This window comes from Croceibacterium ferulae (assembly GCF_003660445.1).
Taxonomy (GTDB): Bacteria; Pseudomonadota; Alphaproteobacteria; order Sphingomonadales; family Sphingomonadaceae; genus Croceibacterium; species Croceibacterium ferulae.
In genome coordinates this window covers 42,718-53,457 of the sequence record NZ_QZVQ01000015.1, presented here as the reverse complement: position 1 = coordinate 53,457, position 10,740 = coordinate 42,718, and the positions used below count along the sequence as shown (strand labels likewise).

The 10,740-nt window shown below is 59.8% G+C and carries 10 protein-coding genes; 5 read left to right on the top strand and 5 right to left on the bottom strand.

Annotated features, from left to right (window positions below; translation table 11 throughout):
- Positions 1–13: 13 nt before the first annotated feature.
- The 5 genes from D5S08_RS14985 to D5S08_RS16555 all read right to left on the bottom strand — a co-directional run bounded on the left by D5S08_RS14985 (position 14) and on the right by D5S08_RS16555 (position 5,548).
- Positions 14–1,672, bottom strand: a complete 1,659-nt coding sequence (locus tag D5S08_RS14985) for a recombinase family protein (RefSeq protein WP_126665601.1) — start codon at positions 1,670–1,672, stop codon at positions 14–16.
- A gap of 196 nt (positions 1,673–1,868) precedes the next feature.
- Complete coding sequence (locus D5S08_RS14980; protein WP_121120005.1) at positions 1,869–2,045, bottom strand: helix-turn-helix transcriptional regulator; 177 nt, start codon at positions 2,043–2,045, stop codon at positions 1,869–1,871.
- Positions 2,046–2,136: 91 nt separating this feature from the next.
- Positions 2,137–3,723, bottom strand: coding sequence for a hypothetical protein (locus D5S08_RS14975; RefSeq protein WP_126665600.1), 1,587 nt, complete (start codon positions 3,721–3,723; stop codon positions 2,137–2,139).
- A gap of 454 nt (positions 3,724–4,177) precedes the next feature.
- A complete protein-coding gene (locus D5S08_RS14970; RefSeq protein WP_121120001.1) occupies positions 4,178–5,125 on the bottom strand; it encodes a P-loop NTPase family protein in 948 nt (315 codons plus the stop codon).
- A 12-nt stretch (positions 5,126–5,137) separates the two neighbouring features.
- Positions 5,138–5,548 carry a hypothetical protein gene (locus D5S08_RS16555; RefSeq protein WP_126665599.1) on the bottom strand — a complete coding sequence of 137 codons (411 nt, stop codon included), beginning with the start codon at positions 5,546–5,548 and terminating at the stop codon, positions 5,138–5,140.
- Positions 5,549–5,989: 441 nt separating this feature from the next.
- Between D5S08_RS16555 and D5S08_RS16550 the strand changes: the two genes are divergently transcribed.
- The 5 genes from D5S08_RS16550 to D5S08_RS16545 all read left to right on the top strand — a co-directional run bounded on the left by D5S08_RS16550 (position 5,990) and on the right by D5S08_RS16545 (position 10,538).
- Entirely contained in the window at positions 5,990–6,289 is a 300-nt protein-coding gene (locus D5S08_RS16550) for a plasmid mobilization protein (protein WP_126665598.1), read from the top strand.
- Positions 6,286–8,487, top strand: coding sequence for a relaxase/mobilization nuclease domain-containing protein (locus tag D5S08_RS14965; protein WP_121119999.1), 2,202 nt, complete (start codon positions 6,286–6,288; stop codon positions 8,485–8,487). The genes D5S08_RS16550 and D5S08_RS14965 overlap by 4 nt, the downstream gene beginning before the upstream one ends.
- 174 nt (positions 8,488–8,661) lie before the next feature.
- Positions 8,662–9,207: a hypothetical protein gene (locus tag D5S08_RS14960; RefSeq protein ID WP_121119997.1), complete on the top strand. Its 546-nt coding sequence runs from the start codon at positions 8,662–8,664 to the stop codon at positions 9,205–9,207.
- A gap of 159 nt (positions 9,208–9,366) precedes the next feature.
- Positions 9,367–10,107, top strand: coding sequence for a ribonuclease H-like domain-containing protein (locus D5S08_RS14955; RefSeq protein WP_162302003.1), 741 nt, complete (start codon positions 9,367–9,369; stop codon positions 10,105–10,107).
- Between the two features lie 62 nt (positions 10,108–10,169).
- Positions 10,170–10,538, top strand: coding sequence for a hypothetical protein (locus tag D5S08_RS16545; RefSeq protein WP_126665597.1), 369 nt, complete (start codon positions 10,170–10,172; stop codon positions 10,536–10,538).
- Positions 10,539–10,740: the final 202 nt, after the last annotated feature.

Below are 10,740 nucleotides of genomic sequence, written 5' to 3'. Positions count from 1 at the left end.
TAGCTCGTCAGGCTCATAACCTGAAGGTCGTTGGTTCAAATCCAACCCCCGCAACCACCGATACAAAACTCCCTCCAGACCTTCCCCAACGCGCCTCGTTGTCGTTGATCGCGAAGCCGACCAGCTTGCCGATCTCTGCCACCACCTCCGCTTCCGGCTCTGCGCCAGGATGGATGGTGACGCTATCGATCAACCGCGCGATCGTCTCGGCAGCCTGAGTGCGAACACTGTCATCGCTGAGCGCCGCCGCAAGGTCTGCCACCTTCTCCTGGTACAGCTTGAGCAACATTGGATGCGGCAGGATCTCGCCTGTCACCCGCGGCGCGTACTCGGGCAGGTTCTCCAGTTCTGCCTTCTCCCGCTCGAGGTTGCCAAGCAGGCGATGCAATGCCGGACTAGCAGCGCTCAACACCATGTTATGAGCAAGCGTCTCGATTTGCACGGTGACCTCAGAAAGGCGAACAGCAGCCTTGGCTGCGCGCTCATCAGCTCCATTGGATAGCCTGGCGACCTCCTTCCTGAACTCGTGAGCGAACAGCTCCGCCAACTCAGGAGTAAGCAGGTGATGTTGTAAGACGGACAGCACCGCATGTTCCAAGGGGCCGCGCCGGATCGACACGAGGTTCTGGCAGGTGCCACGTTCGCGGGCGCCGGCGCACCGATAGTAGTCCTTCCCCGCAGAGGTGAAGTTGGACCCGCAGCAGCCGCACTTGATGCTGCCGGAAAGCAGGTGCTTGCGTCGCCGCTGTGCCACTGGCGCTGCGTCCTTCGTGGCTTCACGGCTGCGCAGCGTTATCTCGCGTCGCACCTCGTCCCACGTCGCTTCGTCGATGATCCGCAGATCTGGGACCTCGTTGCGCAACCATTCCTCTTCGGGGCGAATACGGTAGAGCCGTTCGCGACGGTCAGAATCCGCGTTCTTGCGCCACTCGCGCCGGTTCCAGACCAGCTCGCCAGTGTAGAGCGGATTGTTGAGGATGCCGGTGAGCTTTTTCGGGTCGCCACGAATTGTGGATGGGTTCCAGGCTCCTCCGCGAGGTCCGGCTATTCCTTCCTCGTTCAGGCGTTTGGCAATCTGGATCGAGGACAGGCCATTGGCAAACAGGTCAAAGATACGCCGAACCACGCCGGCTTCCGAGGGTTCGATCTCGAGCAAGCCGGTCAGCGGTTGCCCGCGCTCATCGAATCCACTGACCTTCCGGTATCCATATGCACGACCGCCTGCAAACTTGCCCGCCAACACCGCCGCGCTGAGCCCCCGATGCACTTTCTGGCGCAGCTGACTAAGGAAAAGGGATCCCAGCAGAGCCGCGACCCCGAGTTTGACATCATCGACATGCCGCTCGGACACCGTCCAGAGCTGGACCCGATCGAATTGCAGTTTTTTGCCAAGCCACGAAATGTCCTCTGGATCACGCGCAAGGCGATCCAAGGACTCGCACACAACAATGTCGATCTTGCCATCACGTATATCGTACAACATGCGGCGCAGATCCCTGCGGTCGCGACGATAGCCGGATGTCTCTGGATCGAGGTAAGTGCCGACAACCTCACCATCAAGAAATTCGACGAGCTTCCCGCAGACTGCAACCTGATCTGCGCTGGAATTGGGGTTCTGCTTGTCCGTAGAATGGCGACCGTAAACGGCGATACGTGGCTTCTGAGAGCTCATTTTCTGCTCCGGGGCGAGGGCGACCTGTCCACGCAGGATGACTCCGATCCGACGAAGCGACAATGCTCGATTGCCGCCTGCCGCGCCAGCAGACGTACCAGTTGCCGGAGGTCAGCTTCGATCGTTTGGCTTGATGGCGTGACGGTAATCTGTGCTGGCAACGCCTCGGCGACGGGCGGAGATGACGCTACGCTTCTCACTGTGCGTCGACCCAGGCGAGTATTTCAGACAGGCGCCAGCCGGCGCACCGGACGCCGAGCTTACGATTTGACGGGAAAGTACCCGCGGCCATTTTGCGATAGATTGTTGCTTTTGAAACGCCAGCCAGAGTGACGCACTCGGGCATCCGAACAATGCGGTCGATAAGGTGCATGACAGATCATCCATGACGACCACGATTGTGTGGCCGTCAGTCGATCTGTCCGATTCGCAGGCTCAAGAACGCGAGGTCACCCCCAGGGGGGTCATTTTTCGAAGCGCCAATTAACGGCCGGAGTGAACGCAGGATCATAGGCACGATGGCGCTCCTCGTCGTCGCGCTTCATTGTCGCCCGCGCCTTTGCGAGCGAACTTCTCCCGTAGCCCGTTGAGATGCCGGGTACAGTGCCGTGAGGCGCAGTTAACGGTATCGCACCGAGGCGGTGGATCACGCTCGCACATTGCCCCATGACGTGCTGATATCTTGCTCTGCCAACGGCCGCCTTGCTCGCGAAAACGGAGCTTGCCTCCTTCAATTGCATCTCCCGCCTGGTTTCGCGGTTCAGCGAATTGACGTCCCGCAGGAAGATCAGCCGATAAGCCTCGAACATCCTTTCGAAGGTCACGACATCGTCCCGCGTCAGCTTACGAGGAAACAGGGTTGTTGAAGCGGCGGCGGGGTGAACCCCATCGATCCGCTCACGGAGTTTCCGTGGCAAAGTCTTTGCCACGTCGATAAAAACAAGCACTGCGTACGCCAGCGCGGCAGGCGCATCCAGTCCGTATCGGATCGCCGCCGGCGACAGATGCGAAACACGTTTTGGACCGGAGGCGTTGCCGACAGGAGCTCGGTCGTCCCAGCTCAGATCAAGGCTTTCATCGATCTCCTGCCCAGCGACCTTGGCAGCTTGGGTGAAACGCCGGAAAACTTTTGCAGCCTTCCTTGCTGTTTCTGAGCTCACAACCGCCGCGTCGTTCAGTTCATCGGCAGTGAACCCGAATTGCAATCCAAGCTGCAGCGCGACACTCTTGAAGTCTGTTCCAGTCATGAAGCCAATGAACTTCCTCTGCTCTGCTACCTCCTCAGGGGTGCGTAGCTGAGGGTCGCGGTTCAGCAGCCGCAGTGCGATCGCTGCCATCTCCCCCATTTTCTTCGGATCACGCATGACGGCCTGGAATGACTGGGAGCCTGCGTCGAGCCCTTCAAACAGACCGCTCGTCGGACGATAAATTGACTGATGCAGTTTGGCCGAAATGATCTGAAGGTCGTGGAGCGCCCACATGCGGGTCATATCCAACAGGAGACCTTCTGCTGTTTTTCGCCCCATACCGACAAGCTGATGACTTGCAATCATGTCTGCACAGGATCCCAAATGTCCGTGTAACAGAGCGTCCACGAAACGGCCGTTCGAAGCTTGAGCACTGAACAGCTGGTCTGCCAAGCGACGGACCGATATGATGTAGGGAACTCGTCGCCGTCTTCTGGCCACTTTTTCGTCAGTTACGTAAGAGACGGCGGCGAGGATTGCGCTGATCGCTTCCTTGTCGCGCGGGGCGTGCAGCATCCGCTCAAGGCGAGTTTGTATCTGGTCGTGTCTGACAGGCTGAAAGACTGCTGGCAGCAGTACCGCATGGCACTCAAGCCAACCCGGAGGAACCGCGCAGAAATCCGAGCACAGCGCCAACTCGAAGTCGAACGTTCGATTGTACAGGCGGAGAAGGCTGATGCGGTCACCCGCGTAGCGGCCATAGCGGGCTTTAGCCAGCGACCGGTAGAACGCACCCGTAACCCCTTGGAGGCTAAGTGTATGGAGCTGGTGGCTGATCTTGGCAGCGCTGATCATCGCCTTCACGTGACAGGCAATTGCTAACGGTTTCTCACCTTTGCAAAATATCTGGCATGAACGGCAGCGCAGGCACGATTGGAGGAAAGTGGTCGGTCCGCTTAGGAACCAGCAGATACGCCAAGTTGCAATTGGTGCGCTTCATGGCCCCGAAGCGGCCAGAAGCGGAGTTAGATTAGCTTCACGATTTATCCCACGTTCTGCCATTTTGAGTATTAGTGGGATAAACGGCGGTTTTTCGCCATCGGCAGTTGCAAGCAGGCGTTCTGCTACGGGTCAGTCGAAGGGATTGCTCGTACCCTGAACCGATGTCCGCTTACCGTGGGGTGAAATGGCCTCCTTGAATATCCATTTCGAAATACCCGATCCGGAGAAGAATTGGGCATATCCATAGCTACGGAAGTGTGACTCACCTTGCACCGGGTCGAGGGCAGCCGTGGTCGGCTGCCCTCTGCTACTCCACTTACCGACTGTAAGCCTTCCATTTCTGCTCGGCTTCCCAGTGAGCCCGAGCAGCAGCGAAAAACGCTGCTTCGTTCTCCGGTACTGCCGCCATGAACTGCCGGTTCGTCATCATAAGCCGTTCGTTGGCCCTTATCGCGTCGTTGCTGGCGTGCATAAACCGGTCAAGCCGGAAACGGAGGCTTGCAGGTGCGCCTGCAGACAGCGTCTGCAGGCATTCCATGGCGCCCCGCCCAACAACATCGATGACCGGTTCCTGCTTCGCGACAGCGAGCAGGCGTTTGGCCAGTAGCTCGGTCGCACGCTCGTACCCCGGCTCTGGCTGACGGAGTACCACGTCAAGCGGGAGGCGACGTCGAAGCCGCACTTCCTGCAAGCCCGTATCCAAATGCGGCAGAGCAATCACAGGCGTACCCATGGCGGAGAGTGACGAGGCGAACGAACCCGATCCGTCCCGATTGTTCTGGACGATAACGACCTCGGCGCCGCGACGAAAACGATTGTACATCAATTCAATCAGTTCGTCCGACCCGGGCTTCAGCGGACTGGTCACGCAATAGATGATCACTCGCGAGCCATTTTCACGTGCGACGCCGATCAGTCCGCCAATGAACTGGTTGATCGAATTTGCGGCCGCCAACATGTTCGCACCTGTGTCCAGGATGACCAGGTTCTGCCCTGCGAGGTGCTCCTCGTACCAACGGCCAGGATCAGCCGGCGCGGATCCGTCGATCTTCATGGGTGACCAGTCGAGCGGCACCGCTGAATCATCACCATTGCGATTTAGAAAGCCCCGGTTCCCCGGGTCGAGATCAACCGCGATGACCTTCTTCTCGGACAAACGAGCCATGCCGTTGAGCTGCTCTGCCCAGGTTGTCTTACCCACTCCGCCAGCATTGGTGATCACGATCGTGAGGATCAACTGCTCGTCCTTGTTCAGCTTGCTCATGATGCCGACCTCCTATTCGCCGCCCGTAGGCCGACCCTGAGTGTCGCGCGCATCGAACATCGGCCCGAACATGTCCGCGCAGTCGTCCATGGAAGCGGTCGGTTCGCTAAGCGGATTTACCGGCTCCGGCTTCGGCCGCGAAGTAGTACGTGTCCGCTTCTTAGTCTGGCGCTTGGCGGTGCCCATGGGCTCAGAGGCACGCCTGAACGCGATTCTTACGGTATTCGGGTCAGGTGCCTGCCCTGCGCTGTCCCTGAGGTCGTGACCGATTTCTTCCCACGTTTTTCCAGCTGCGCGTGCCGCCTGAACCTCTGGCAGCAAGACTGCGACCTTCGCTGCAGTCGAACCCAGCCGGTGTTTGCGTTCCTTCGCAGCCGCCAGCCGTGCCCGCACGCTTTTCATGTACTCATCATCTTCAGTCATGTTGTCCCTCCGTTGATCGGCAACATGAACAGTATGAGACCCCTGTTTTTGCTCGTCTACGCAGGGTGAGACGTCCTGAGGCGTCTTGAGACAGAATGTTTTTTGGTCCTCTCGATTACAGCCATTGCGCGTGTCACCGCTCTGTTGAGCACCCGTCGGTGCTCGATGGGATGAAGCGGAATTAATCATGCATCAGGCAACTTCATCAACAGCCCCGAGGCGTTCGACAACTTGCTCGGTTGTTGCTCGAAGATGGTCAGGGAGCTTGACCGTTCCTTGCCTGCCCGAGCGCACGTTGTGCGAACGGTCGATGTCCGCTTCCCCATCTCATGTTCGCTCGCTCACCGCTTGTATTGAAGGAAGAAACGGTAAGCAGGATGGGGCCTGTAACCAGGCCCGAAAGCGCTCGGCGGGGAACCTTCTCGCGGCTGGAGGTAGCAGGTGAGTAACAAGCTCTCCGCAGACACGCGTGTCTCTGTAACGATCCACGTCACGCCGGCAGAAGGCCGACACCTAGAGATCGAGGCGGCGTGTGCAGGTCTGACCCGCAGTGGTCTGGTTCGAACTCGAGCCCTCGGCAAAGCCGAGTCTCACGCACCGAACATGGCGGCACTCGCGCAGTTGCTCCGGATCGCCCATCGGTTGGATGATGCTGAGCAACTGGACGCACCATTGCGTGCCGAGCTTGTGGCTGCTGTCCGCCAGCTCGCCGAAGTCGCCCGACTGGAGACAGGGCGGTGATCGTCAAGCTGATCAAGGTCGCACGCTCAGTCGATCAGCCAGCCAAGTTGCGCGATGATGTCTACGCGCTCACCCGCTACGTGGCAGATGCCGACCCTTGGTCGCTGGTGATGAACGACACAGATCGTGTGCGATCGCTTGCCGAGTATCTTCGGCATGCTGCGGTCGCAGGCGTCGAGCCGGGCGAAAAAGCCGGCCATCTCGGAACGCGAAATCTTCTGACCGGCAGTCTGCGGGAGCAGCAACTCGAAATGCTTGCCACGGCTTCGGCAGCGCCGCGGGTCGAATTTCCGCTCGCGCACATCATAGTAAGTTGGCGTGAGGGTGAAGTGCCGACGCCGGTGCAGATCGACGAAGCAGTCGACATTCTGCTGAAGGCCACTGGACTAAGCCGCAGTCCAGCGCTCTATGCAGAACACACTAATACTGTCTGCCGGCACGTGCACATTGCAGTCGTGCGGGTCGACAAAACCACAGGAGGTGCAACGGGTAGCGAGTGGCTCATCGAGGATATGCACCAAGCCCTCGCCATCATTGAGGATCGCCAAGGCTGGTCTTCGGAACCGAACGCACTCTACTACTCCCGCGAAGGCGCGGTGTTCGACGCCAGAGTAGCGTCGGCGATCTCGCTTGCTGACCCTGACAATCAGATGCCAGTCACCGAGGTCATGGTTCGTGATGCTGCCGGTCACCATGTCCGAACTCGCGACCGAGACGCCGTTCCGGCCGACATGCGGGCTTGCACTCCCGTTATCCTGGCCGCGGCGACGGCGAGCCGGAACTGGCTGGACTTTCACGCACGCCTGCAAGGTGCCGGTATCGCCTATGAACGAAAGGGCAGCGGCGCCCGCGTCTTCGTGGCCGACAAGTCCGCCAAAGCCTCGTTGATATCGCGTCAGCTATCGCTCGCGACATTGGAGAAGGCGTGGGGTCGGTTCATACCGGATCCCAGTCGCGAGAACTCGGGCTTTGAGACATACCGAGCCGCCCACAAACTCCAGCTGGCGCGACTGCGCGAAGGGCGCACCGCAGCTGTGACTGAAATCTGCGAGTGGGCGGACCTGACGATTGCCGGCCTGCCGCCGCAATCGTCAGCTGCACTCGGCACTCTGATCCGCCGTGAACGCGACGCCGCAATCCGTTTGCTGGAGGCTGAGTACAAAACCGTCATCAAAGCGTGCACGGACAACCGGTTCACGGCTGCGGAGGCTTGGGCCAAAGCCGGGTCTCCAGCGCACCCGCCGCTCATCACTGCGCCGGCGTTGCTGCTACCTGTGACTGCCGAGCGCAAGGCACACCAGCCGTGGACGACGCCTCTGAGGTTCGAGCCTGATGGCTGGCAGGTCCGCTATTACGACGAAGACGATCGGCATCTGTTCACCGACTGCGGCAGCATCATCATCGTGCACCGCCCACAAGCAGCTGACGCCATCGACAACGCGCTTCTCCTGGCTGCCGCGCGCTGGGATGTCGTGCGGGTTCGTGGATCGGTGGAGTTCCAGCAGCGCTGCGCCGAGCGCGCGGCGGTAATGGGGGTCTCGCTGGTGGATCAGTCCGGCCGACCGCTGACGATACGTGCGCTTGAGCCAGCCCCCGGCGTTGCTCCGATCCAACAGCCTCAGCCGCCGCTGGCTGTACCGGATCACCGCGACGATCCGGCACGCCGAGTCACGATCGACCGACTGCTTGAAGATCTCCAAAAAATGAGGAGCATCCCGATGCATCGTGGCGCAAGCGATAGTTCAGCCGGAGGAGCCGGTCGTCTCACGATCAGCGCCGAACCTGATCCGTTCGATCCGCAGCCTGTGCTTAAGCTCGCCGCGCTGCTCGACGAGGACGAACGGGTGCAGGAATTTCTGCAACGCTATCAGGACAGCATGATCAGCAACATGGAGCGGGAGCTGGTGCAGTGGCAGGTGCCGTTGCTGCGAGACGATGTCGTGAAGTTTGCCGAGGAGATCCGGGAGGGTGGAGGCAAAGCCGTCTATCTCGCCTTCGACGATCCTCAGTTTCAGGCGATGCTCGCCCGAGTGGCAAACCTGCGTCGTAAGTGGAAGCAGCGCGACGCATTGGCTGAGAAGCAGAGGAGGCAGTCGGCACGTACGCGGGACGTGGAGCTCAGTCACGGGCATGCACCGGCAAACGCCGATGCAGAAATGCCAATGGCGCTACCCGAGCGCGGCGGCATCGGGGACTGACAAAGCAGGAGAACTACAGGGATGGGGAAGGGTCTCCGACGGTCTTTATGAAAAGGCTGCGGGGGCAACAACCCAGACCAAGGATTTGAAAGTGCCCGGAAGAAGAACTTGTACCGAACCGAGCTGCGAACAGCTGTGCGAGCATGCCGCAGGGCGAGCGCGGGAGCACGATCGGTGAGCCTCGATTATGCGCCCGAGCGGGAGAAGGTCGCTGGCGATGTCGTCTGCGGGACAATTTTCGCAGAGTTCGGCAATCGCACGAACAGCGTACGCGGAGCGATCGAACGCCGCCTTACGCTTGGCGGCGGGACCATGGCAGCGCATCGGCATGAGCTGCTGTTGCCGCCTGACGCGCCAGACTTGCTGCTCGATCGCGAAAACCTCGTCAGCCACTATGAGCGATCGTTGTTGCCCAACCAGCGCGAACTGCTCGTGATTTTCACCATGCGCTTTGAACGGGACGGCTCGCTCCACGCGCAATGGGAGCTTGCCCGTAGTTTTGTCCGGCAACACATCGTCGGACGTCGCCTCGGGACCGTGCTTGTCCAGCACTGCCCCGGCTTGGCCGGATACGCGGACGGCAAGCCGCATGTGCATGCCCTGGCCATCGCCCGTGAGCTGATCGGCTCCAACTTCGCGGCTTTCACGCCGCTGTCGCGGCCGGGTGCCAAAGCGATCCTCGCGGCGGAATGGCAGGCCTGGCAAGCGGCGCATTGCTGACCCGAACAGCAGCACCTGAAGGCAGGTGCGAAATCCATTTTCCAAGGGCGGTGACAAGGGCGTGCCTGTCCCAAGTGCAGCGTCAGCTGCCGGTCGCCGGTCCCAACCGCATCGCCGCAAGCCACAGCGATGCGAGCCTCGATACAAGCAGGATCTCACATGAAAACCGTTACTCTCGACATCGAAACCATCCCCGATCTGGACGCCTGTCAGCTGGCAGGTGTCGATCCGGCAGAAGGTTTTCCGGCATGGCCACTCCACCAGATGCTCTGCGTTTCGCTACTCACCTGCGAGCGCATCGGCTGGGATGAGCATCGGTTCGAGATCGAGACTTTCAGTCGCAGTGACCATGGCGAACGGGCCATAGTCGCTGAAGTTGAGCGCCGGCTGCAAGACGCCACCATGGTACAAACCTTCAATGGTCGAGCCTTCGATCTGCCGGTTCTGCTCGCGCGTGCAGCCGTGACAGGAGAAGAGACGCCAGCCCTGCAGCGCGCCGGATCGCGGTCGAGCGCGGGTTTCCACCATGATCTCATGGACACGGTAACCAACAGCGGCGCTGCCGTGCGGCCCAAGCTGGTGGAGCTATGCGCAGGTCTGGGCATTCCCGCAAAGCTTGAACTGGGCAGTTCGAGTGTCTCCAGGTTGGCAGCCGCACGCGAGTTTGCCCGCATCGGCCGGTACTGCGAACAGGATGTGGTTTCGACCTGGCTTGCAGCGCGGCGCTGGGAGGCCAGTCATGATCCTCAATCGGCATTGGCGATGTGGAGCAAGTTGGCAACATGGATTGGCGAGCACCAGCCGCGTCTGGCGCACCTGACCGCCTATACCAAGCTCCCTGATCTGCAGGGCGGCGGCCGAGCGCTTGATCCGGTGGCTGTAGCAGCGATCAGGTTCTGAGCCGTCGGACTGATTTACCGGCCGTATACAACATCAGGCTAGTCATGATTTAAGGAGTACATATGACAGTAAACACGAAGGTACCTGTGTCTGCACTGGACACGGACAGCATTGTTAATCTCAAAGGCGATAGCATAGCTGACCCTGAGGGGGACAATGCTCTGTTTGCAGAACCCTGCGTGGTTTTTGAAACGCATGCAGGTGATTACATGACGCGATGGGATGTCAAGTACGCCATCGGCCCGTCCGACAGCTTCTACGAGGAGAACCCTCATATGCTGCGCGATGAAGGCTTGACCGTCATATTCTGGGAGAATGATCTGAATTCTCCGTTGATCTCCATATTCTTCCCGAACCCGGATCATGAGGTTACCATCTGTCCGGATCTTGAGGTTGAGCGGAATATCAGGCTCGATCTGGGGTATGTTTGACCTCTGTTACTACACGAGATGGATCACAAGTGGTCGGGTTGCTCCTGCCGGACGGATCGTTCTGGATTACCCATCGGCGGCTTCGGCCGAGGGCTGAGCGAGATTCTCAGCTTCGTGGAACAGGGTTAAACCCGGCACGCGTACTTCCGGTGATCCGTTCTGCGAGAAGTCAGCGAATGACCTGAGTGCAACGTTCGCACCA

Coding starts and splice junctions, on each gene's coding strand:
- D5S08_RS16545 (WP_126665597.1), top strand. CDS start 10,170: ATGACAGTAAACACGAAGGTACCTGTGTCTGCACTGGACACGGACAGC.
- D5S08_RS16555 (WP_126665599.1), bottom strand. CDS start 5,548: ATGACTGAAGATGATGAGTACATGAAAAGCGTGCGGGCACGGCTGGCG.
- D5S08_RS14970 (WP_121120001.1), bottom strand. CDS start 5,125: ATGAGCAAGCTGAACAAGGACGAGCAGTTGATCCTCACGATCGTGATC.
- D5S08_RS14955 (WP_162302003.1), top strand. CDS start 9,367: ATGAAAACCGTTACTCTCGACATCGAAACCATCCCCGATCTGGACGCC.
- D5S08_RS14985 (WP_126665601.1), bottom strand. CDS start 1,672: ATGAGCTCTCAGAAGCCACGTATCGCCGTTTACGGTCGCCATTCTACG.
- D5S08_RS14980 (WP_121120005.1), bottom strand. CDS start 2,045: ATGCACCTTATCGACCGCATTGTTCGGATGCCCGAGTGCGTCACTCTG.